This window comes from Gracilibacillus sp. D59, assembly GCF_052246695.1.
In the GTDB taxonomy this organism is placed as follows: domain Bacteria; phylum Bacillota; class Bacilli; order Bacillales; family Amphibacillaceae; genus Gracilibacillus.
In genome coordinates, this window is sequence record NZ_JBQQCK010000007.1 from 87,700 (window position 1) to 112,330 (window position 24,631).

22 protein-coding genes are annotated in these 24,631 nt (G+C 38.4%); 16 read left to right on the top strand and 6 right to left on the bottom strand.

Annotated features, from left to right (window positions below; translation table 11 throughout):
• Nucleotides 1–42: 42 nt before the first annotated feature.
• The 7 genes from ACTWP4_RS13200 (at nt 43) to ACTWP4_RS13230 (ending at nt 5,999) form a co-directional block, all read left to right on the top strand.
• A complete protein-coding gene (locus ACTWP4_RS13200) occupies nt 43–750 on the top strand; it encodes an RraA family protein (protein WP_443129241.1) in 708 nt (235 codons plus the stop codon).
• 168 nt (nt 751–918) lie between these two features.
• Nucleotides 919–1,644: a FadR/GntR family transcriptional regulator gene (locus tag ACTWP4_RS13205; protein ID WP_443129242.1), complete on the top strand. Its 726-nt coding sequence runs from the start codon at nt 919–921 to the stop codon at nt 1,642–1,644.
• A 102-nt stretch (nt 1,645–1,746) separates the two neighbouring features.
• Entirely contained in the window at nt 1,747–2,913 is a 1,167-nt protein-coding gene (locus tag ACTWP4_RS13210) for an iron-containing alcohol dehydrogenase (RefSeq protein WP_443129243.1), read from the top strand.
• 27 nt (nt 2,914–2,940) lie between these two features.
• Entirely contained in the window at nt 2,941–3,252 is a 312-nt protein-coding gene (locus tag ACTWP4_RS13215) for a UxaA family hydrolase (RefSeq protein ID WP_443129244.1), read from the top strand.
• Nucleotides 3,242–4,393: a UxaA family hydrolase gene (locus ACTWP4_RS13220; protein WP_443129245.1), complete on the top strand. Its 1,152-nt coding sequence runs from the start codon at nt 3,242–3,244 to the stop codon at nt 4,391–4,393. Before ACTWP4_RS13215 ends, ACTWP4_RS13220 begins: the two co-directional genes overlap by 11 nt.
• A gap of 22 nt (nt 4,394–4,415) precedes the next feature.
• Nucleotides 4,416–5,357: a UxaA family hydrolase gene (locus ACTWP4_RS13225; protein WP_443129246.1), complete on the top strand. Its 942-nt coding sequence runs from the start codon at nt 4,416–4,418 to the stop codon at nt 5,355–5,357.
• A gap of 24 nt (nt 5,358–5,381) precedes the next feature.
• Entirely contained in the window at nt 5,382–5,999 is a 618-nt protein-coding gene (locus ACTWP4_RS13230) for a hypothetical protein (RefSeq protein ID WP_443129247.1), read from the top strand.
• Between the two features lie 109 nt (nt 6,000–6,108).
• Here the strand turns inward: ACTWP4_RS13230 and ACTWP4_RS13235 are convergent, their stop codons facing one another.
• Nucleotides 6,109–8,100, bottom strand: coding sequence for a YjhG/YagF family D-xylonate dehydratase (locus ACTWP4_RS13235; protein ID WP_443129248.1), 1,992 nt, complete (start codon nt 8,098–8,100; stop codon nt 6,109–6,111).
• Between the two features lie 345 nt (nt 8,101–8,445).
• Here ACTWP4_RS13235 and ACTWP4_RS13240 point away from each other — a divergent pair, with 345 nt between their 5' ends.
• The 8 genes from ACTWP4_RS13240 (at nt 8,446) to ACTWP4_RS13275 (ending at nt 17,399) form a co-directional block, all read left to right on the top strand.
• A complete protein-coding gene (locus tag ACTWP4_RS13240) occupies nt 8,446–9,792 on the top strand; it encodes an extracellular solute-binding protein (protein WP_443129249.1) in 1,347 nt (448 codons plus the stop codon).
• 72 nt (nt 9,793–9,864) lie between these two features.
• Nucleotides 9,865–10,797, top strand: coding sequence for a carbohydrate ABC transporter permease (locus ACTWP4_RS13245; protein WP_443129250.1), 933 nt, complete (start codon nt 9,865–9,867; stop codon nt 10,795–10,797).
• A complete protein-coding gene (locus ACTWP4_RS13250; protein WP_443129251.1) occupies nt 10,797–11,618 on the top strand; it encodes a carbohydrate ABC transporter permease in 822 nt (273 codons plus the stop codon). The genes ACTWP4_RS13245 and ACTWP4_RS13250 overlap by 1 nt, the downstream gene beginning before the upstream one ends.
• Before the next feature lie 12 nt (nt 11,619–11,630).
• Nucleotides 11,631–13,214 carry a glycoside hydrolase family 43 protein gene (locus ACTWP4_RS13255; RefSeq protein WP_443129252.1) on the top strand — a complete coding sequence of 528 codons (1,584 nt, stop codon included), beginning with the start codon at nt 11,631–11,633 and terminating at the stop codon, nt 13,212–13,214.
• 13 nt (nt 13,215–13,227) lie between these two features.
• Nucleotides 13,228–13,878 (top strand): ThuA domain-containing protein, encoded by a 651-nt coding sequence (locus ACTWP4_RS13260; RefSeq protein ID WP_443129253.1) that lies wholly within the window; start codon nt 13,228–13,230, stop codon nt 13,876–13,878.
• 14 nt (nt 13,879–13,892) lie between these two features.
• On the top strand, nt 13,893–15,011 hold the full coding sequence (locus ACTWP4_RS13265; RefSeq protein WP_443129254.1) for a Gfo/Idh/MocA family protein: 1,119 nt from the start codon (nt 13,893–13,895) through the stop codon (nt 15,009–15,011).
• A 265-nt stretch (nt 15,012–15,276) separates the two neighbouring features.
• Complete coding sequence (locus ACTWP4_RS13270; protein ID WP_443129255.1) at nt 15,277–16,245, top strand: sugar phosphate isomerase/epimerase family protein; 969 nt, start codon at nt 15,277–15,279, stop codon at nt 16,243–16,245.
• Nucleotides 16,246–16,265: 20 nt separating this feature from the next.
• Nucleotides 16,266–17,399, top strand: coding sequence for a Gfo/Idh/MocA family protein (locus ACTWP4_RS13275; protein WP_443129401.1), 1,134 nt, complete (start codon nt 16,266–16,268; stop codon nt 17,397–17,399).
• A gap of 258 nt (nt 17,400–17,657) precedes the next feature.
• On the opposite strand, the gene ACTWP4_RS13280 is transcribed toward ACTWP4_RS13275, so the two are convergent.
• From ACTWP4_RS13280 to ACTWP4_RS13300, 5 genes are read right to left on the bottom strand one after another with little or no spacing between them, the layout of a single operon-like run.
• Nucleotides 17,658–18,371, bottom strand: a complete 714-nt coding sequence (locus ACTWP4_RS13280) for a GntR family transcriptional regulator (protein ID WP_443129256.1) — start codon at nt 18,369–18,371, stop codon at nt 17,658–17,660.
• A gap of 10 nt (nt 18,372–18,381) precedes the next feature.
• Entirely contained in the window at nt 18,382–19,398 is a 1,017-nt protein-coding gene (locus tag ACTWP4_RS13285) for a sugar kinase (RefSeq protein ID WP_443129257.1), read from the bottom strand.
• Nucleotides 19,391–20,146 (bottom strand): 2-dehydro-3-deoxy-phosphogluconate aldolase, encoded by a 756-nt coding sequence (gene dagF, locus ACTWP4_RS13290; RefSeq protein WP_443129258.1) that lies wholly within the window; start codon nt 20,144–20,146, stop codon nt 19,391–19,393. The genes ACTWP4_RS13285 and dagF overlap by 8 nt, the downstream gene beginning before the upstream one ends.
• The gene (locus ACTWP4_RS13295; RefSeq protein WP_443129259.1) at nt 20,130–21,251 is read right to left on the bottom strand and encodes a DgaE family pyridoxal phosphate-dependent ammonia lyase; all 1,122 of its coding nucleotides are present in this window, start codon (nt 21,249–21,251) and stop codon (nt 20,130–20,132) included. Before ACTWP4_RS13295 ends, dagF begins: the two co-directional genes overlap by 17 nt.
• Complete coding sequence (locus tag ACTWP4_RS13300; RefSeq protein WP_443129260.1) at nt 21,217–22,329, bottom strand: amidohydrolase/deacetylase family metallohydrolase; 1,113 nt, start codon at nt 22,327–22,329, stop codon at nt 21,217–21,219. Before ACTWP4_RS13300 ends, ACTWP4_RS13295 begins: the two co-directional genes overlap by 35 nt.
• A gap of 560 nt (nt 22,330–22,889) precedes the next feature.
• Here ACTWP4_RS13300 and ACTWP4_RS13305 point away from each other — a divergent pair.
• Nucleotides 22,890–24,626: a sensor histidine kinase gene (locus tag ACTWP4_RS13305; RefSeq protein ID WP_443129261.1), complete on the top strand. Its 1,737-nt coding sequence runs from the start codon at nt 22,890–22,892 to the stop codon at nt 24,624–24,626.
• Nucleotides 24,627–24,631 lie beyond the last annotated feature (5 nt).

Below are 24,631 nucleotides of genomic sequence, written 5' to 3' on the forward strand. Positions count from 1 at the left end.
AAAAAATTTAAAATAAAAAAAGATTTATGGGAGGAATTATTAATGGGAAGATCAAGAGAAGAAATTTTAGCGGAAATTAAAAAATGTAGAGCAGCAGATTTATCAGATGGTATGGATGCGTTAGGGTTAGTTAACAAAGGGTCAATGTCTACAGAGATGAGACCAATTCGTCCAGGTATTTCGTTTGTGGGTTATGCATGGACTGTAAAGTTAGTTCCATCAGATGAATCATTTACACCATGTGAAACAGTTGAAGAATATGTTGAACAAAATAAGCGTTTTTGTTCAGATGCATATTCATTTATGAAAGACTTAAATGCACAAGATGTCACAGATCATGTTCTTGTAATTGATATGGGTGGTTACCCTGGTGGTGTCTTAGGTTCAGAAAATATGATGAATTTCCATATAAAAGGAATGGCAGGTGCAGTTGTGGATGGTGGTTGTAGAGACTCTTATGAGTGTAATTTGCAAAATGTAAATGCTTTTTCTACTAAGCGTACATTTCACCATGTTTCGGGGAGAATGAAAGGTGACGGAGTAAATATTCCTGTTAATTGTGCAGGGGTAACAGTGGAACCAGGTGATTATGTGGTAGCTGATGATGATGGTGTGCTAGTGATTCCGAAAGACAAAGCAGAGGAAGTATTGAAATTCGCAAAAGCTATCCTAGAATCAGACCAACAAAAACGCAAAGATCATTATGAAGCATTAGGTTATGAACCAGATGAGACACTATCCAGAATTTAATTTTTAAATGGATAAAAGAGCCGCTTTTCAAGTGGCTCTTTTATCCATTACATCACCACTCTAGTTAGCTTAACACTGGCGAACCATTGACTTCTCATGAATTTAAAACATATAATACCTCTAGAACCTAAGATGGTTTAATAAAGCCAAAGAAGGAAGGAATACATGATGGAAAAAAGCCAATTTGAATTTAAGCCTATACAAAAAAAGCCTTTAGTAGTTGAGTTAACTAGGAGATTATTAGATTATATATTTTCTGGAAGTATTCAACCTGGAGATCGTTTACCAGCAGAAAGACAACTTCAAGATGCACTAGGAGTCGGTAGATCTGCGATAAGAGAAGCAATAAAAGTTTTAACTGTGTTAGGAATTCTAGAAGTTAAGCAAGGAGATGGTACATATCTAAAAAGAGCTGATTCTGGATTATTATTGGAATCCATTGAATGGGGATTACTGTTAGGAGAAAATAGGGTACAAGATATTATTGAAGTTAGAAAGGAAATAGAAGTACCTATAGCAAGATTGGCTGCAGAACGATGCACGGATAACGAGTTAGAAGAGCTAAAGGTCATTTTAGATAAGTTAAAAGTATCAACAATTGATGACTTTGTTGAATTAGATATCAATTTTCATATGAAAATAGCCCAAATGTCTAAGAATACGGTTTTTATAGGGATTTTATCAAGTATTCAATCATTGTTGCGAACATGGATAAAGCTTGTTATTGAAGATGCAGGAGAAACACAGTTTTCCTATAATGACCACTATAATATATATCAAGCTCTATCACATAAAGATTCAAATGAATCTGTAAAAGCAATGGAATCACATGTAGAAGATGCAACCGATAGAATACTCAAGATCATAAAAGAAAAGAAGGAAATGGATGCGTAATGACAATGGTGAAATGTTGAAAGTAAAACTTGGCATAGAAAAATACTGAGTTTTATTTTAAATTTATTGGTCAACCGATTTACCAAAGGAGGGAAAGGAAGGATGGATTTTAAATATTTTATCCCTACAACAATTGAAGTAGGATTAGGGTTATCGGAATCAGTAGGTGACATGTATCATAAAATGAATAGCAACACTGTTTTTGTTATTACTGATAAAGGAATTGTTAAAGCTGGTGTTTTAAATAGGATTTTAGAATCACTTGAGAAGTATTCAATATCCTATGAAATATATGATGAAGTGATACCTAATCCTACAGCAGAAAGTATAATGTCTGGCGTGGAAAAATTAAAAGCCTCAGGTGCAAAACAAGTTTTGGCAGTCGGAGGGGGAAGTAGTATTGACACTGCAAAAGGTGTAGCAATTATGACAAACAATCCAGGAAATATTCTTGACTATGAAGGTGTCGGAATTCTAAAAAAACGAGGAATGGATTTGACTGTAATACCAACAACTGCAGGAACTGGAAGTGAAGTAACTGCTTCAACCATCGTCACAGACTCAGATAGTAAATTTAAAGCAGCGATTATTAGCCCATTTCTGTTTCCTAATAGAGCAATCCTAGACGCAAACTTAATTGTTGATTTACCTCAGGAAATTACTGCAGCAACTGGAATGGATGCGTTAACACATGCTATCGAATCATACACATCAAAGACAGCAAATCCAATTAGCCAGGCATTAGCTCTACAAGCAATAAAGATGATAAGTAATAACATTGAGAAAACATTTTTCGTTGGTAGCGATATAGTTAGTAGAGAGAATATGCTTGTTGCTTCGTTATTAGCAGGTGCTGCTTTTTCTCAGTCAAGATTAGGCAATGTTCACGCTATTTCACATACTTTTGGAGGTGTTTTCGATATACCACATGGTATTGCGAATGCAACTTTATTACCTTTTGTTATGGAATTTAATTTACCTGCTTGTCCCGAAAAAATGGCAGATATCGCTGAAGCAATGGGAGAAAACATTCATGAATTACCTTCTTATGAAGCAGGGAAAATGGCGATTAAATCTGTTGTATCATTAAATGAGTCATTAAACATTCCAACTAATATCAAAGAAATTGGAGTTGATTTAGACTATTTACCAAAACTTGTTGAAGATTCGATGAGAAGTGGGAATGTACTAATCAATCCCAGATTAACGCGTTCATCAGATGTTGAAAGCATTATCATTAACGCATATCAAGGAAGACTTAGTATATAGATTTACCCAAAGAAAAGGGGAGAACTTATGACTAAATCAAATTACAATGCTTTAATTATGAGTGATGAGGACAATGTGGCTACAGCGGTGAAAGATCTTTCTGTTGGTGATTTAGCAAAAATTCACTATAAAAATATCGATCAAGTTATAAAGGTAAAAGATAATATCCAATTCGGACATAAACTGGCACTCTGTAATGTGGAGAAAAATCGAGAGATCAAAAAATATGGTGAGCCTATAGGGATAGCAATTACTAATATTCGAAAAGGTGAGCATGTCCACATTCATAATATAGATAGTATCCGTGGGAAGGGTGAGCTAACAGACAATGAAATTTAATGGATATTTAAGAAATGACAATCATGCAGGCATTAGAAATCATTTGTTAATCTTTCCAGTGTCATTGTCAGCTACTTCAACAGCGCGTGCTATTGCTAATAAGTTGCCAGAGGCAGTCACCTTTGATAATCAAGTGGAGAATCAATTATCTGAGCAAGATATTGAACAAGTAGAAAGAACATTGGTGGGATTTGCTACACACCCTAATGTCGGCGCCACATTAATCGTAGGATTTGGTAATGAAACGTTATCAGCTGAAAGAGTGATGAAACAAGTAGAAGATACTGGGAAACCTGTCGCTCTAATAGAAATGATGAAGTCTGGTGGAATACAAGCAACGGTAGATAGAGGGATAAAGTTATGCGAAGAAATGAACAAAGAATTAGCAGTGGTGCAAAGAACGGATATTAGCATAGATGAATTAGCAATTGGAATAGAATGTGGTGGATCAGATACTACTTCAGGACTTGCTGCCAATCCTGCTGCTGGATTGGCTTCGGATTTATTGGTAGAGCATGGTGGAACAACTTTTTTATCAGAGACTCCTGAATTAATTGGTGCTGAGCATGTCCTAGCTAAAAATGCTATTAATGAAGATATAGGTAAACAAATTATTGAAACCGTTCGCATGTATGAAGAGAATTTGAAAAAGTCTGGGATGGACTTTAGAGGAGCACAGCCAAGCCCAGGAAATATTCAAGGTGGATTATCAACAATAGAAGAAAAATCGCTAGGAGCCATATATAAATCAGGTACTGCACCAATCCAAGGTGTGCTCCAATATGGCGAAAAGTTTAAAGAAAAAGGACATTATTTAATGAATTCACCAGGATATGATATCGAATCAATAACAGGAATGATAGCTGGTGGAGCTCAAATAATAATATTTACGACTGGTAGAGGGACACCAGTTGGTTCTCCGATTGCTCCCGTTATCAAAGTATGTGGTAATCCGAAAATGGCTGAAATTATGAGAGATAATATAGATATTAATGCAGGGAGAATTATCACAGGTGAGAAGACAATAAGTGAGGTAGGTCATGAATTATTTCATTATATCGTGAAAGTTGCTAACGGAGAGTTGACGAAGGCAGAAAAGTTTGGTTTTCAGGAATTTGCTATTAACAGGGTCATTCAATAGAAGAGGAAGGAGGTAAGTAGACATGCATATTCAAGGGTTTAGACGTGCAAATGGACAGATTGGGATACGGAATAGATTATTGATTTTACCTTCTGTATTATGCTCATCAAGTACTTGTGCTCAAATTGCAAATGCAATACCTGATGCCGTTTCGATTGCGAATCAAGCTGGTTGCGCACAGGTAGGAGATGATTTAATACAAACGAAAAGAACATTACAAGGATTCGGAAAAAACCCTAATGTAGGTGGAGTCTTAATCGTTGGCTTAGGGTGTGAAGGAGTAAGCCCTAAAAGTTTAGCAAATGAAATAACTAAATCAGACAAAGCAGTTGAACACCTCGTTATTCAACAAATTGGTGGTACGAGTAATACGATTGAACAGGGGATCAAAGAGGCAAATACAATAATGAACGAAATAGCTATAGTAAAAGACGATGCTTCATTAGAAGAAATAAGCATTGGAGTTATTGTAGATGATAACGTTGAAAGTGATAAGAAGAAATTAATATTGCATGCAATTTCACAAATTTCCAATTTAGTAGAGGTAGTAATCATACAAGAAGACTACAAATCTTTTTTTGATGATCCGTATTTGCTAGATTATGGTGTGCCTATCCAAAAGAAAGGTACTCATTACACACCTAGCAAATTGGGGAAAATAGCACTTATGACAGGAATGGTAGCAAGTGGTGCTCAATTATTGCTGCACTTTACCGAAGATGGTGATCCTGCTAGTTCTTCTATTTCGCCAGTAATCAAATGTTGTGTGAATAAAGATATTGCACAAATTTTTGCTGACCATATTGATTTGGATGTAAGTGAACAATTAGACAAAGGTAACACTACTATGCTAACAGATCAAATTTTAGAAATAATAGTAGATACCATTAATGGTGAAGGAACTAAATCAGAACTGTTAGGTTTAAATGACTTTGCCATTCACCGAATATTACCTAGTTTCTAATAACAGGATTAAAGGAGAATTATTGTGGAAAGTACTTCGTATATCAATGTAACAACTTCCTTTATTCATGGATTGCAAAAATATCTATCGATCAGAAAAATCCCCTTGGATCATGTAGTGGAGGTATTTGCTGGAAATGGAGAATTAGGTTTACAGCTTGGATTAAAGCCCAACCACAATGTTTCTGATCTACTCATGCATCAAGATAAGTGGTATAGGGATGAAATAAGTAGCAAATGGGAGCTGGAACCATATGGTGTAAAAAAAGAATCAGCATATCAAACGGTTTTAAGGTTTTATAAAGAAGGAGGGGATGTCCAGTTATTAATTATCGGTGCACCACCTCCTACTAATTCTTATTACTGTTCGAACTATGAAATGGCAAAAGCGCTATACTATTGTTATCATGCAGAAATGCTTTTTATTGGTGATTTATTTAGTGATGCTTTTGCTTCTCCAAAATTTTTCAACCATGTTAAGGAAGTGGAAGATGATCACTTTAAACAATATGTAGAGAGTACGTATGAAGAACGGGGTTATTTTAAAGAAAAGCATATCAAAGTAAAACCTCATTTATTGAGATTTTCTTTTTGTGAAGATGTTAATTGTGATTGTAGGGAACAGGTAAAAATTAATGCTTAAAGGATAGGTAGTACTATGAGGAGAGAGAAATATCTGCCAGACTACTGACAGATATTATGATATAAGGATATTTATCAAGAAAATTAAAGAGAGAGGGTGTCCCAAAAGCTTAACTTTTGGTGACAGCCTCTTTATTTCCTTCCAACGTCTTCTCCCCAGCCTCTAGTACTTCAATTATTCGGTCAACATCATATACACTACCTTTCCAAGTACCACCGCTTACCTTTTGTAAAGCTGCCCAAAGACGTGTATCATCCGGTAAATGATCAGACGGTTTGATAGCGGTATTGATTTGTCTGGATGCAAGAATACGAGCACCTTCTTCCGGAGTAAGCTCTTGATCTGACTGACCAACAAAGTTAATCGAACCTTCTAGATTTTTAGCATCGATTCTAACTTCTATAATATCTCCATCTTGAAGTTTGCCGATCGGTCCATCTGCTAAACCTTCTGGCCCAACATGACCAATACATGCACCTGTGGATACCCCTGAAAAACGAGCGTCGGTAATTAAGGTTACATATTTACCATAAGATAAGTGTTTTAAGGCAGAGGTAACCTGGTATGTTTCTTCCATTCCTGTACCTAAAGGTCCGCAACCGGTAAGAACCATGATATCACCTTTTTTAACTTGTTTCGTTTTGATCGCTTCAATGGCGCTTGCCTCACTGGTAAAAACTTTTGCCTCACTTTTATGGTAGTAAACTTGATTTTCGTCTAATCTTGACGGATCAATAGAGGTAGATTTAATAACTGCTCCCTCTGGTGCGATGTTGCCGGTCGGAAAAGTAACGGTAGAAGTTAATCCACGTTGTTCTGCCTTTTCTTTAGACATAATCACTTCGTCAGCATCAATTTGATCAGCTTCGTATAATTTTTCTTTCATTTTTTGACGACGTTCAGATTGTTCCCACCAATCCAAGTTTTCTTGCAGTGTGTGACCAGTAACAGTCATTACGTTCTCACGTAATAAACCTAAATCGCGAAGGTGTAACATTACTTCAGGAACTCCACCTGCCAGAAAAGCACGAATGGTTGGATGCGGAGTTGGACCATTTGGTAATACGCTTACAAGGCGTGGTGTCTCTTTATTGATTCTGTGCCAATCTTCAATAGAAGGGATCTTGCATTTTGCTGCATGCGCAATAGCCGGTATGTGTAATAATAGATTAGTAGATCCACCGAATGCAGCATGTACTACCATTGCATTATGAATCGCATCATCTGTTACGATATCTTTTGTGGTAAGTTCCTCTTCCTCCATCGCAATAATTGCTCTTGAGGATTGACGAGCCATTTCTTTCCATACTTTTTGTCCGGATGGAGCTAGTGCAGCATGAGGAACTGTCATACCTAACGCTTCGGCAACTACTTGTGCGGTAGCTGCTGTACCGAGGAATTGACATCCGCCACCAGGAGTGGCACATGCCATGCATCCTAATTCTGCAGCTTCTTCTAATGATAATTCGTCATTTGAATATCTAGCTCCGATCGTTTGAACTTTTCCTGCATCTTCTCCATAAAGAGGAGGTAATGTTACACCACCAGGTATAACAACAGTAGGCAAATCATGCATTGATACTAAGGCGATGATCATGGCTGGTAACCCTTTATCACATGTAGCTATACCGAGTACTGCATCTCGAGTTGGTAATGAACGTATTAAGCGACGATATACCATTGCGGCATCGTTACGATAAGGAAAAGAATCGAACATGCCAGTCGTACCTTGAGATCTCCCATCACAAGGATCACTGACATATGCGGCAAAAGGTATACCGGCATGCTGACTAACTTCATTAGCTGCTTCTTTCATTAGGATATCTACTTCCCAATGTCCTGTGTGGTAGCCTAATGCCAGTGGGTTACCATCCTTATCCTTTAAACCACCTTGTGTACTTAACAATAATACTTGTTTACCATCTAACATGTTTGGACTCCAGCCCATTCCAACATTTTGTGATAGTCCAAATAAATTTCCACTTGGAGATTTTCGAAGCATCTTATCCGTTAAGGGTAATTTTCCGATAGGTCCCCTAGCAACAGTTTTAATATCATAAATTTCTTCGGGATTGTGCATCAAACTATCCATTCTAACCATAAAAAAACACCTCTCCTTTTAAAGCGTTTACATCTATATAGTTTAAGTATAGAAGTTATCAGATATAGTGTCAATAATATAAAATATAGTTTTATATTATAGAACTTTACCTTTTTAAAGCGTTTACATTTATTATTGACTTTCTATTATCAGCTAGTTATAATAACAATTAATTAGCGAGTTTTATAATGATAAACATCGTTTTATTATTATAGCATACGGATAACTAAGTTTATTCATAGGATAAACTTAGTATGATAAAAATTTTACAGTAAAGGAGGGAGTGTTGTAATAGTTTTAGTTGTTTTATGTAAGCGTTGACAAATATAAAAAGGGGTTGTATTTATGTTCAACAAAAAAGCACTTTGGTTAATGTTAGTAGCATTCCTACTGATTTTTGCTGCCTGTGGACCATCTGATTCTACAGGTTCGGAGGATACAACAGGAGATACAGCTACAGAAACAGGGGATAGCGGTGAAGAAGCTGAAACGGAAGGAGAAAGTGATGGTGAACAGGTTACATTAACATTATGGCATATTGAAACAGGTCCTTCTGGAGAAGCTGTTGAGGCAGCAGTACAACGTTTTGAGGAAAACAATCCAAATGTTACAGTTGAAGTTTCACAACAAGAAAATGATCCATATAAATCTCAATTGAGTGTTGCCATGGGTGGAGGTAACCCGCCAGATGTATTCCACTCATGGGGTGGCGGTTGGCTAAAGCAATTCGTAGATTCTGATCAAGTAGTGGATATTACCGATTCTATCGATGCAGGTCTTTACAATGAAGCTGCATTGTCTGTTTCTACTTTTAATGAGAAAATCTATGGTGCGCCAGTAAGTATGGACGTAGTACCGGTTTTCTATAATAAAGACTTGTTTGAACAATACGGCTTAGAAGAACCAGAAACCTATGAGGATTTATTAAATATAGTCCAGACATTAACAGATAATGGTGTAACACCATTTGCGCTTGCTAACCAAACGAAATGGACTGGTTCTTTCTACTTAATGTATTTAGCGGAGCGAATTGGTGGACCAGAGTTATTTAATGAGGCGTTTGAACGTTCAGGACGTAAGTTTGATGACGAAGCTTATGTCGAAGCGGGGCGTAAAATTCAGGAATTAGTAGAAATGGGTGCATTTCCAGAAGGTGTTAACGGGATGAACTATGATACTGGTCAATCACGTCAAATGCTTTATACAGAAAGTGCAGCCATGATGACAATGGGTGGATGGCTAGTAAACAACGTACGTGATGAGATGCCAGAGTTTGAAGATAAATTAGGTTTCTTCTTATTCCCATCTGTTGAAGGGGGAAAAGGTGCGAAAAACCATGTAGTTGGTGGTGTATCTCCAGTATTTTCGGTTGCTAAGCAATCAAAACATCCGGAACTAGCCACTAAGTTAGTGAACGAACTAGCTAGCTTGGAAACGGCAACAGCAATGGCTAACAATGCTGGATCTATCTCTGCTGTAAATGGCGTGGAATATGAAGATCCATATATTCAGGAGATGAGTAAAGTATTAGAAAGCTCGGAAGCGATGCAAACATACTATGACCAAACATTGCCTCCAGAATTAGCACAGGTACACTTAGATACAACCCAAGCTTTATTTGGATTGTCGACAACTCCAGAAGAAGCGATGGCTGAAGTAGAAGCATCTGCTAAAAAAGTATTAGAAGAATAATAGTCGTTTGAGGACTACATTAAGGAGTATCTTTGATGTAGTTCTCTAATTATTAACCAGGTGGTGATTGGTATGAATAGGTCACAAGAAATAAGTTTAGATACGGTTCGTAGTGTTCGTAAAAAAAGGAGAAATAAAGATACATGGGCAATCATCGGATTTATTGCTCCGGCATTTATTATTTATGGTGTCTACGTCATCTATTCAATCTTTATGACATTCTATTACAGTATGTTTAACTGGACGGGTATTGATGCCAATATGGATTTCCTAGGGTTAGAAAATTATGTCCGCTTATTTCAGGATGGTGTGTTTTGGACATCGATTCAGAATAATTTTCTGCTAGTAATTGCGTCACTATTAACACAGCTGCCAGTTGGTTTAATTATGGCGCTATTACTCTTTAGTCCAATTAAAGGAATGCGATTATTTAGATCGGTTTATTTTATGCCGTTTCTAATGTCAACAGTAGCGATCGGTATTCTCTTTATCTTTATTTATGAAGGTAATTACGGTCTATTAAATGCCATATTGGGAGCAATTGGTTTAGAATCCTTGCAAACTGCATGGATTGGCAAAGAAAGCACCGCTATTTGGGCAGTTATTGCAACCGTTTGTTGGCAGTTTGCACCGTTTTATATGATCCTTTTCAGAGCAACCATTGTTGGCATACCGGAAGAATTATATGAAGCGGCTGATATTGATGGAGCAAGCGGATGGCAAAGGTTTAAAAACATTACGTTACCATTATTAATGCCAATTATTATTACGTCTGCAATTTTATCTGTGATAGGATCATTAAAATATTTTGATCTGATATATGTCATGACTGGTGGTGGACCGAACAATTCTACGGAGTTAATGGCCACGTATATGTATAAACAAACGTTTACCAACTTTAATATGGGTTATGGCAGTAGTATTTCCTTTTCGATGTTTATCATCGCCTTTATTGTCACGGTCTTCATTTTATTAGGTGACAGATCCAGAAGGGGGAATGAATAATGATAAGAGTGATAAAAGGTATTCCGTTGTATCTGTTAGCGATTGCCATTCTAATTGTTACCGGTCTTCCATTTTTGATCATGCTTCTAACGTCATTTAAAGGTCAAATGGAATTCATGACCTCACCATGGTCTATTCCGGAAAGTTTTTCGTTGGACAATTACAGACTTTTAGTAGAACTTGAGTTTTTTGGCTATTTTCTGAACAGTTTAATTGTAGCTGTTGTTTCGGTAGTCATTGTAATTATTATTTCTGCGATGGCTAGTTATCCATTAGCAAGGTTAAAATTCCGATTGAACAGACCCATTTTTATTTTGTTTATGGTTGGGATGATGATACCGATTCATACTACACTTGTTCCCATTTTTATCTTAACAAACAAAATTGGATTGTATGATTCTTTATTTGGTTTGATTGGTCCTTATATCGCATTCGCACTGCCGATATCTGTTGTCATATTCACGCAGTTTATGCGAGATATACCTAAAGAATTGGAAGAATCCGCTAAAATCGATGGTTGTAGTCATTTAAGACTGTTCTGGAATATCATTTTTCCTTTGCTGACACCAGCTGTAGCAACAGTTGCTATTTACAATTTTATTCATATTTGGAATGAATTTATCTTTGCTTTAGTATTAACGAATTCCAGTCAAAATGCTACGCTACCAATTGGTTTGCGAGAATTTTACGGTGAATTTTCGGTTAATATTCCTGGGATAATGGCAGCCCTTACACTTGGAAGTCTGCCCCTTTTATTGGTATACTTTATAGCACAAGAAAAAATAGTAACAGGACTTGCAGCAGGTTCTGTGAAAGGTTAAGGAGGTAAAGGAATGAAAACGATAACAAATCCGGTATTACCAGGCTATCATCCTGATCCATCTATTGTAAGAGTGGAAAATGATTATTATATGGCGGTTTCCACTTTTGAGTGGTTTCCTGGTGTGCAAATCTATCATTCTAAAGATCTAGTGAATTGGGAACTGTCAGGTTATCCGTTAACAAGATCATCCCAATTAAATATGTTGGGTAACGTGAACTCTGGAGGGGTTTGGGCACCATGCTTATCCTATTCGGAGGGTGTTTTTTATCTGATCTACACCGATGTAAAAAGCAGACAGGGTGCCTTTAAAGATACCCATAACTATTTAGTGACAGCTGAAAATATCGAGGGGCCATGGTCAGAGCCTGTTTATCTCAACAGCAGTGGTTTTGATCCTTCCCTTTTTCATGATGAGGATGGCAGGAAATGGCTCGTCAATATGATATGGGACCATCGTAAAGGAACCAATTCATTCGCAGGAATTGCCTTACAGGAATATTCGCCTACAGAGCAAAAATTAGTTGGTCCAATTAAGAATATTTTCAAAGGAACAGAACTAGGATTAACAGAGGCACCACATTTATATAAAAGAAACGGCTACTATTATTTATTAACAGCTGAAGGTGGGACCTGGTATACCCATGCAGCAACGGTAGCACGATCAAAATCGATTGATGGTCCGTATGAAGTCGATCCTACCAATCCGATTCTTACTTCTGACAAATCGAAAGAAGATCAACTGCAAAAAGCGGGTCATGGTTGTTTTGTCGAGACGCAAAATGGTGAATGGTATATTGCCCATTTATGTGGACGCCCTGTTATCGATGACAAATGTATTTTGGGAAGAGAAACGGCTATTCAGAAATGTTATTGGACAGATGATGGTTGGATCAGAGTAGTAGATGGACCTAACCCAAGTATGACAGTTGAAGCTCCGGATTTGCCAGAATTTAATGCGGAGAAACTGCCAGACTATGATGATTTTAATCAAACCAATCTATTAAAATATTGGAATTCACTCAGACGAACTTTTGATGGGGATTGGTTTTCCTTAACTGATAGACCGGGTTATTTACGTTTATATGGAGAAGAATCAGTAAGTTCGTTCCATCGACAAAGTATGTTGATGAGAAGATTAGAACATTTCGATGTGGAATTCGAGACAAAAATAGACTTCAATCCAGAGCACTTTCAACAAATGGCTGGCTTAATGATTTATTATGACACCAATGATCATGTCTATTTACGTGTAACTGACCATGAGGAGCATGGTAAATGTTTAGGTATTATTGAAACAAAATACGGCAAATATGATGAGTTATTAGAGCAAGATGTAGCCATACCGGAAGATAAGGAAATATACTTGAAAGCTGTGATTAATCATCACCTTTTACAATTCTTTTACGCAACAGAAGAAGGGAAATGGCAAGCAATTGGCGAACAAATAGATATAGGGCATCTTTCGGATGATGACGCTGAATATATCCGCTTTACGGGAACCTTCGTTGGGATGGCAGCACAGGATTTAAGTGGTCAGCATAAACATGCTGATTTCGATTATTTTCACTATCAAATAATAGATAACAATCAATAATGGAGGGATAGTCATGAAGAGAGCACTGATTTTTCAAGGTGGTTGGCAAGGGCATGAGCCAGAAGAAGTAGCAGGTATTTTAGGCGGAATTCTTGAAGAAGAAGGATTCGCCGTTAAAATAACTGATACATTAACGACATTACAAGAAGATGATTTAACACAATATGATTTGATCGTTCCAAACTGGACACAAGGAACAATTGAAAAAGAACAACTGCAGCCATTACTAGACGCGGTAGCCCAAGGTACAGGGCTAGCCGGCTTACATGGTGGAATGGGAGACTCTTTCCGTTGGGAGGTCGATTATCAATTTATGGTCGGCGGTCAATGGGTAGCACATCCGGGTAATGATGGTGTTTCTTATCAAGTACATATTGTAGATCCGGATCACCCGTTAACAGAAGGTATGGAGGATTTTACGGTAGTATCTGAACAGTATTATATGCATGTTGATCCAGCTGTGAACGTCCATGTGACAACACGTTTTCCGGTAGCAGAGGGGCCATATCAAACAAATGGAGAAGTGGATATGCCTGTTGTCTGGACGAAGAAATGGGGAGAAGGAAAAGTGTACTATTGTGGTTTAGGACATGTAGCAGAAATAGTTCGGATGCCACAAGTGATGAAATTAATGAGAAAAGGAATGACCTGGGCAAGCAGGTAAAGGGGGAAATCAACATGAAAGTTGGAATTATAGGCTGTGGCAATATTAGTCGGATCTATTTACAAAATGCATCAAGGTTTGGCAATTATGAGATAGATGCAGTAGCGGATATCGTTAGGGAACGGGCAGAAGAGCGTGCACAGGAATTTAGCATTGCTAAGGCATACACAACAGAAGAGTTGTTAGCTGACCCGGAAATCGAGCTAGTAATTAATTTAACGATTCCGGCTGTGCATGCGGAAATTGCAATTCAGGCATTAGAGAATGGTAAGCATGTTTATGGTGAAAAGCCATTAGCGGTTAGTCGTGAAGACGGTAAACGGATGTTGGAAGTGGCAAAAGAAAAAGGGTTATATATTGGTAATGCACCGGATACTTTTTTAGGTGGTGGTATCCAGACCTCACGTAAATTAATCGATGACGGCTGGATCGGCCAGCCTATTTCTGCTACAGCATTCATGATGATTCCGGGACATGAAAGTTGGCATCCAGACGCTACCTTTTATTATCAAGAAGGTGGAGGTCCGATGTTTGATATGGGGCCATACTATTTAACGGCGCTTATTAATCTAATGGGACCAGTATCCCGTATTACTGGATCGGCTCAAATGACATATAAGGAAAGAATGATCACAAGTGAACCGAATTACGGTAAAAAAATTCAAGTAGAAGTTCCGACACAAATTAATGGTGTGCTTGATTTTGAATCGGGTGCAGTTGCTTCTATTATTACGAGTTTTGATACGTGGCATCACCAATTGCCGAAAATTGAAATCTACGGAACAGAGGGAACAATTTCCGTGCCAGACCCGAATACATTTGGAGGTCCAGTATATGTAAGAAGAAAAGGGCATCAAGAATGGTCGGAAATACCACTGACACATGGATTTAGTGACAATAGCCGTGGTTTAGGTGTCGCTGAAATGATTGATGCCATCGAGCAAAAACGAACAGCAAGAACAGATGGAGAGCTGGCCTTCCATGTATTGGACATTATGCATGGAGTCCATGAAGCATCACGAGATAGTAAACATTATGTGTTAGCAAGCAGCTGTCAGCAGCCCGAACCATTACCAATAGGCATCGATGAAGCATTTTTCCAACCAAAAGAGAAAGACGTACAAGTAAAGTGAGAATTTGATTCTTTTGACTGATCGAACCTTGATTCAATGTATTTTTAAGGTATTCGCACAGTCTTTTGGGTGGTGAATCCCGATAAAAAGAATTTATAAGGCATTCGCACAGTCTTTTGGGTGGTGAATCCCGATAAAATGAATTTATAAGGTATTCGCACTGTTTTTTGGGTGGTGAATCCCGATAAAAGTATTTTTGCGAATAAGAATGGAGTAAGAACGGGCTTATGTCCGATAAAAAAATTAATTTAATGAGGTGAATGGAATGAAGTTAGGTGTATTTGCTGTTTTGTTTGGTGATAAGTCATTAGAAGAAGCGCTTGATCAAGTGAAAGATGCGGGATTAGAAGCTGTCGAAATTGGTGCAGGTGGTTATCCGGGAAATACGCACTGTAACCCAGAGGAGCTTTTAGCAGATGAAGCAAAATTACAGGCCTTTCAACAAGCTTTTACCGAAAGAAATATCGAAATTAGTGCGCTTAGCTGCCATGGTAATCCATTACATCCAAATAAGAATATTTCCAATCAGCACCACAAGCAGTTTGAAGACACGGTGTTATTAGCGGAGAAAATCGGTGTTGATACAGTTGTCACATTCTCTGGTTGTCCAGGAGAGTCAGAGTATTCCAAGAATCCGGTTTGGGTGACAGCTGCTTGGCCGGATGATCATCCGGAGGTCTTAGAATGGCAATGGCAAGAAAAAGTCATTCCATACTGGAAAGAACAAAATGACTTTGTGGCAAAACATAATGTCCGCATCGCGATCGAACCACATCCGGGATTCGTCGTATTTAATAATGAAACCGCTTTGAAGCTTCGGGATGCATGTGGTAAAAACATTGGTGTCAATTTTGATCCAAGTCATTTATACTGGCAGCAAATGGACCCTGTCGTAAGTATTAAAGAGCTTGGAGAGCATGATGCCTTGTTCCATTTCCATGCAAAAGATACAGCGATCGATCCACAAAACACAGCAGCGAATGGTGTTTTGGATACGAAACCATATAGTGATGAATTAAATCGTTCCTGGATTTTCCGTACTGTAGGCTATGGCCATGGTGAAGAAGAATGGAAAAGAATTATTAGTGCCTTACAGCTGATCGGTTATCAAGGGGCGGTAAGTATTGAACATGAAGACAGTTTGATGTCTGTTGAAGAAGGGTTCCAGAAAGCCGTTGCAGTACTGAAAAATGCTTTAATTAAAGAAAAGGTTGGTGAAATGTGGTGGGCGTAAACCAAAAAGTCAGAATTGGTATGATTGGTTATCAATTTATGGGAAAAGCGCATAGCCATGCCTATCGTGATTTACCATTTTATTTTGATAATCCGCTCGTACCGGAATTAAAGGTAATTACTGGTCGAAATGAAGAAGCAGTTAAAGAAGCTCAGGAGAAAATGGGCTGGGAAAGCTATGAAACGGATTGGCAAAAGGTAATAGAAAGAGACGATATTGATGTAATTGATATCGTAACTCCGAACCATACTCATGCAGAGATTGCGATTGCTGCAGCAAAGGCAGGAAAACACATTATTACCGAGAAACCATTGGCATTAACTGTAGAGGAAGCAAAGGAAATGTTTCAAGCAGTTAAAGAAAATGGTGTAAAACATATGATTTGCCATAATTATCGCTTTGCACCAGCTGTTCAATATGCCAAAAAATTAATCGAAGACGGTAAAATAGGCCGTGTCTATCATTATCGAGCCAACTATTTACAAGATTTTATTATGGATCCGAACTTCCCACTTGTATGGAGACTGAAAAAAGAAGTATCAGGATCTGGTGCTTTAGGTGATATCGGTGCACACAGTATTGACCTTGCTCGCTTTTTAATTGGCGAATTTTCAGAAGTAACCGGTACAATGGAAACATTTATCAAACAACGCCCAGTTGGGGAAATGACTGGCGGTCTCAGTGCCAAAGGGGATGCAAATGAAATGGGTGAAGTAACCGTTGATGATGCTGTTGCCTTTATTGCCCGCTTTGAAAATGGTGCATTAGGTACATTTGAAGCAACCCGTTTTGCTGGAGGAAATCGAAATAAAAATAAATTTGAGATTAACGGTGAAAGAGGTTCAATCCGCTGGGATATGGAAAATATGAACAATTTAGAAGTCTACTTTGCCGATGATGAAGAAGGTACGCAAGGCTTCCGGTTGATCAATTGTACAGAGGAAGTCCATCCTTATGCAGGAGCATATTGGCCACCGGGGCATATTATTGGGTATGAGCATACGTTTATCCATTTAATTGATGAATTTTTCCGTGGTATCGCGGAAGATTATCAACCAGCTCCAAACTTTGACGATGGAGTGAAAAACCAAATCGTCTTAGAGGCAGTAGAAAAATCAGCAGAAACCAAATCATGGGTATTGATAGATAAGTAAACTTTAAAGTGTAGTCTTATAATAACCCACCACGTAATGTAAATGAAATCAGTGCTACTTTATTGACACCCTAATAAAATAGCAAGTTATGTAACAAATTAAATAATTTGTAATCGATTATTTGTTACGGAGTGGAAGCACTGGTGCTTATCGGGTGGTGACAAGGACTACCCGAGTTTTATTGAATAAGAAAAAAGGTAGAGCGGCTTTTCAGTCGTTCTACCTTTTTGGCTTATTTCTATTTCTATGATTGGAGAGTTATTTGTTATAGGTCAACACATATTCTTGAATATCTGTGTTGTAGTAGCCTTCACTGTACTCAGTCAGGTTTCCATTCTCATCATAGGAATAACGCATTCGCTTTAATAAAGGCTTGCTTGGATCTAATTTAAGTAATTCTTCCACTTCGGTAGGAGCGATAGTAACAGCAAAGTTATCGGTGAATTTCTCCAGATGGATGCCTTGTTGTTCTATTAATTGATATAAGGATCGATCCTGGATGTTTTCCTGTAGGATGTCTCCCATAGCTGTTGTTAAATAATGCGTATAGTAAATGTATGGTTTGTCATCTAGATGATAAAGGCGCTTCATACATATGCATTTCTCTCCAAATAAGGAATAGAGTTTGGAGCCTTTTTCGTTGCTTATTTCCTTGTGTTCAATAAGCTGTTTATAAAGTTGGTGTCCAGTCTCTACTAAATATTCGGTAAACAGTTTCCCCTTGGAAAGCTTGGAGGTGGAAGTGTTTCGTATTACCTTTGTACCTTTTCCACTCCTTTTTTCGAGGAATCCTTCTTGAACGAGTTCTTCTATGGCTTTGCGGACGGTGATTTTACTTACGCCGAATTCCTCTTCTATCTGTGGCTCTGCGGGTATGTTTGCATCGATTGCATAAATACCGTGTAAGATTCTATCTTTTAATATGTCTTTTATTTGTGTATATAACGTTCCTTTTTTACGTGATATTTTCAAATGTATTCAACTACCTTTCGACATCCCTAATGCCTTCTCCCATCGCTTGGAAGATAGCATTTTCAGAAAGTAAGGGGGAATCCCCTATAATTGTATGGGCAAGAGCTGCTGCACTGACAGCAAAGTCTACCATTTGTTGGCTATGATACCCATGTAACTCCCCATGTATGATACCAGAGGAATATGCATCACCAGAGCCGATTCGATCTAGGACAGAAAAGCTCCTCTCTTTGGAAAAGGTGAAGCTATTATTTTTGTATAGATAGCCTCGTAAGGAGTGGGTCTGGTCAGTATGAATGGTTCGGTGTGTTCCAGCAATAATCGCTATCTGGAAGTGGCTGGCTATAGTTGGTAGGAGATCGGTTAGCTGTTTTTCTCTATCTATCTCCTCAGTTTCCATCCCTAATGTAAGTAGGGCGTCTTTCTCATTCATGAACACAATATCTGCTAGGTGGAGCATTTCCTTGTAATGTGCTCTTGCTGCTTCATATCCACTTTCTCCCCATAGGGAAGGGCGGTAGTTACAATCAAAGACAACAAGACACCCATTTTCTTTTGCCGTTTTAGCAAAGTTCTTCATCTGACTACGAATCGAGTCGTTCATTGCTAATGTGATTCCACAAAAGTGAATGACATCGACTGCTTTAGAGATTCGGTTAAAATCATACAAATCAGTAGGAGCCTTATTAAAGCTACTTTCTAGTCGATTCGAATAGGTAACGCGACTAGCTCTGGCACCGAATCCATTCTCTAAGAAGTACATACCGATATAAGCTCCGTAACGATTTATCCATGTAGACGTAATTCCCAGTTTGTGAAGGGAACTGGTAGCTGCATCACCGACTGGATTATCTGGTATTGTTGATACGAGATATGTATCGTGACCTAAATGAGATAAGGCAGCAGCAACATTTACCCCTGTACCGGAAAAGGAATAATTAAAGCTACTTGCTTGAGACAAAAGCTCATAGCCCGGTACTTGCAGGCGCATCATTATTTCACCAAATGCCGCTATTTGGTTACCCATGGTTATCTACCAACTTTTTGATTATCAAAAGAAGTTCGCGTACATCAGCCACATTTGTTTCTCCAGTATTTTTATCAATAATAGAAGAGTACACATGTGGGATCACTTGCGGCACGTTCGCTTGTAAGGCTATCTGTACAATGGGTTCAAAATTACCTTTGTCAATGCCGCCGGTAGGCTCTAAAGCAAATTGTTCTTCGCCACATGCTTTTGCTACCGCTCGGTACTCCTCTTCACTGCTCAATCCTTTCATTGGAAAGTACTTCAACGCATTCCCTCCCATATCACGGATAAGTGCAATTGCTGATTTTATTGGAACAATCGCTTGTTCTGTTGTCTCACTGCTGATAGGGCCTGTAGAAATATTGACATAGCCAACCTTACCAGATGGTGAAACTAGACTGTTAATCCAGCTCTCCTTTTTTTCTAAGTTTGATCGAGTGGCGCCAACAGCAGGGAAGACTTGGTTGATATGACTACCAGGATAATGCTTGGCAATTTCGGCTACAATGGCAGCTTGGCGATTGTTACCCGCTCCTAACCCGATGGAAACCGCATCATCTATTTCTTGCCCGTAGGCTTTCATAGCTGTAACGGCTTTCTCGACAGTTGGATAATCCTTTGAGAGTACGCCGACTAATACAAACCCTTCTGCGGCCTCGAATACATCCTTGGCATTTTGGATCGTGTTAGCTAACACATTTAGTCCAACTCTATTTTTATAAAAACGTTCAGTGATTGCTGGCATGTTCGTTACCTCCTAATAACGCATGTAATTGAGAGGTGATCACAGAGATATCATCATGCTTCAAGGGACGTGGGTCGATATCAAAATAGCCTTGCTTACTTCCGTAATCACGGGTGTAGATAGCAATGTCACCTTCGCGAAGCTGTGTCGTAATCGCTTCTGCTGTTATGGTGGCTTCTTCTGCATTTATTTGTACCCTTGCACGGAAAATCGCTCTTCCTGCTTCGTCTTGGACAATCGATACATGGACCCCTTGGAGCTCGTTTAATCCCATTAAATGTTGCAAGCTTGCTTTTTCCTGTTCACTCGTATCTTCCTTGTTGCTATACTCATCCAGTGCTTGCATTAATCCGAAGCTTGTTTCCTTTCCGACTTTCATACTTCTTCCGATTCCATTTAGTTGTTGCTTTACCCATTCGATATAGGTTCGTTTTCCGCCGACAATACCTGATGTAGGTCCTTCGATTGCTTTGGAACCGCTGTAGATAGCGAGGTCGGAATAATTTACGTATTTTTGAAGATCTCCCTCAGCTGCCGCATCGACAATTAGTGGAATCTGGTTTTGTTGAGCTATCTCCCAAGCTTCCTCGACAGAAATCATATTTTTTTGTACGGCATGGTGTGATTTCACATAAAGAATAGCGGCTGTTTTTTCGGTAATCGCTTCTCTGATATGCTCGGCACGTCCTTCGTTTGCAAAGCCAACTTCTACAAGTTTGCCACCACCTAAATAAACCATCGTTTCGACTGGGGCACCATATTGCACATTATGTCCTTTAAGCATGATAATCTCATTTTCAGGAATAGTATCTTGGTGTAGGCGTAAGCTTTTGCGTTGGTTCCCCTTCGTGACCATTGCCGCCACAGAGAGTGCAATCCCGCTTGAAGCTGAATTGACGATGACAGCTGCCTCAGAACTAAGCGTTTTTGCAACATAATCACCAGCTTTATTGACTAGATCTGCAATCTCTACATAATTTTGCCCGCCTTGTTTCATGGCATCCATAACCGTGTCAGTTGGGGCAGAAACGCCAAGTATACTCATTCTTCCACTCGCATTAATGACTCGTTTAAGTCCGTACTTCGCATGTAAGGAATTCTCCATTTACGACCACTCCTTTAGGCATAATACTTTTACTTGCTTGACGCTCATTTCCTTCTGAATCGATTAGTGTAATGGCTTTATCTTCGACATTAAATAAAGTCAGGTTTGCCGTATCGCCAACCTTCATTCGACCTAGCTCTGGTTTGTTAAGCCATCTAGCAGCTTGAACAGTTACGGCATCGATAATTTCCTCTAATGAATAACCTAAGTAGAGGAACTTAGATAACACATTGGCTAAGCTATAGACTGGTCCGTGTAGTCGGTTGTTTTTATAGATATCGGTACTAATGGTTTGAAAGGGAATGTCATGTTTCTTCCCTAGTTCAGCCACTGGAAACGAAAAGCTTGCAGACCCATGGCCAACATCGAAATGCACACCACGTTCTATAGCATCCATTACTTCAGGTAGTGGATATCCTTGTTCATCAAAAAGGTTGTTCGCTTTTCCGTTCAGGTAATGCGTCAAGATGTCGTGTTCTTGTAATAGTGGCAGAATGTCTGTGATTGCTGGTGGACCCGATCCGATATGAACCATTAGTGGTAGCTTGGTTTCTTTGGAAAATTGTCTTGCAACCTGTAACGGTTCTATCCCATTTTCACCAACTACACTTTTACTGATTCTTGCTTTAAGTCCTACAATTTTGTCCCGATGGGTAGTGACTGCCTCTTTCACTTTCTTCTCATTTATCCAGTCTTTATTAGACAGTTCATTAACGCGCTTTAACCCTATCTGAGAAATATTTAAGAAAGCGAATAGATTTGTTTTGTAAGAGAGACTAGTAGTTATTAAATCTGCTATTCTATCCGCACCGCAGCTCCCTGCATCTACGATGGTTGTTACTCCTTGTGCTACGCCAATCGCATCGATTTGATCTCCATACGGTTCAAATTCAGGAAAGGCATGGACATGCAGGTCAATCCAACCACTGGAAATATAGGTGCCACTCATATCATATATCTGTTGTCCTTGTCCATGGCCGGCGGTTGTTATCTGATAAATTTTCCCGTATTCAATCACCAAATCGATTTCTTCTTCAGAGATCCGTTTTACGTTACGTAATACGAAACGATTATCCATTTTATCCCCCCTTGTGCTTTTTCTATTTGTCTACTATTCTAGAAAGTAGCTGCATAGTAAACATTATGATGTTATAATGTTATTGTACCATAATGAAAAGGAAACATTATAATGTTTTTATAATTTTTGTTGCTTTTTTGATATTTGCAGTTGATAGTGACCAATTTTCTGCATGCGGTGTAAAATCAGAAATGTCGTTTCAAAGTCCTATGGGAAAGGAAAAGTTTAAAGTAAAGCGTTCTATATGGAAAGCGAGTATTTTTTCAACAGCGTTGGTTAGCTAATCTTTTAAAAGGATAAGAGGAAGTCACGCTGAAATTACGTCATAGTTTATAGCTTTTATATCAAAGCAATCACCTTTATCAAAAGAGAACATAATGTTAGAGTAAAGCGTCGATAAAAAATGAAAGCCTTTACAAATGTGGTAAGTAACTTAACAGGTTGATTGACAGACAGAGGGTAGTTCCATAACATGATAAGAATATAATTTGATAGATGCGATAATAACAAGACATAGAATAGTAATCATACAATTCAATCTTATAATCGGAGCGATTTATATGAAGCGTTGGTTTCGTAGTTCTTTGCAAAATCAGTTGACTGTGTTTATGTTACTTGCTGTATTGCTGCCAATTTGCTTACTCGGAGGATTCTCCTATTTTACAGCGGTGCATCTTTCAAAAGAGCGAGCAACCATTTCTAGTCAGAGCTCGTTGAAGCAACTAGAGACCTCACTCGAATTTATTATTAATGATGTAAACAACATGTCCATCTTTTTGATTGGTAATCAAACCATTCAACGCTATTTAAAAGAAGGAGAGGCATCTGTTGGACAGCGGCGCGATATTTATGGTTTTATTTCTAACTTAACGATGTCCAAGCCTTATATAGCTAACATTATTATTAAACCTCTCAATGACAACGAGGACATTTCTACTTATCCAATATTAAAGGACAGTGATGGCAGCACCGATTATAGCAGTAATGATAAATGGGCATCCACGCGATACTTTAGTCAGACCTCTATTGAATCTCAAGAGGTTATATCTCTAATTAGGCCAATCAGAAGTACGGATCAATATGAAATAATAGGTCACTTATCTATTATTTTAGATCAACAATTCATAGAAGAACAGCTAGAATCTATTGGGTTTGAATGGGATGTATCCGTTTTATTAATGAGTGAAAGTTCTGTGTTGGCGGGTAATCACGGTGAATTAAGTGATTATTTCTTGCTGAAGAACGTTTATCCTTTAGTGAACAAAAGAGGGGAGAAGGGGATTACAACACAGACGATTAATGGGGAAGAAAGTACGGTACTATCGACTGATTTGTCTGAAGTTGGCTGGAAGCTAGTTGGGATCATACCGTTTCATCAATATAGTGCGCAAAATAGTTATTTTCTAGCACTAACTTTTCTAGCGGTGGGAGTAGCTAGTTTGTTAGTCTTTGGACTTGTCCTATTTTTAGTTAGAAAAGTAATTGGCCCATTATCGACATTATCTACTGCACTAGCGACTTCTCAGCCGGAGAAGGGAATTAAACCACTGCCAGCCCATTCAGAGGATGAGGTGGGCAAGCTTATTGAGAGTTATAACAAATTAAATAATCGAATTCGTTTATTAATGGAGCAAATTAAGAAAAGTGAATCCAATAAGAGAAAAGTAGATTTGCAGGCTTTGCAAGCACAGATAAATCCGCACTTTTTATATAATACACTGGCTTCTATCCATTGGATGGCATTGACATCAAAAGATAAAGGGATTTCACAAATGGTATCATCATTGAGCAGTTTCCTCAGGTTTAGTTTAAATAAAGGTAGTGAGTACTGTACATTAGAGCAAGAGTTTGCTCACTTAGATAATTATGTGAGCATCCAAAAGATTCGATATCCGAAAGCCTTTCAATTAACGGTCTCCATCCATGAGGAGGTCAAGCAACTTTATATGCTGAAGCTCGTGTTCCAGCCGTTTATTGAAAATAGTATTTTGCATGGACTTTTGCCAAATAGTGAAAAGCAAGGTGAGATTAACGTGGCAGGAAAATGGGAACCACCTAACCTGCATGTCACGATATCCGATAATGGTGTGGGTATGTCTAGGGAAATGGTCGAACAACTGAATAATCAATTTTTAATCGATACGAAAGGGGAAGAGGTTGTTGGAAGGCATTATGGATTACGTAATGTAAATCTTCGACTCCTGTTACATTATGGAACCTCAGCTAGGCTCCGCATTTCTAGTAAACCGAATGAAGGAACGATGGTAAGCTTCACTATACCGTTAGAGAGAAGGTGAAAAGA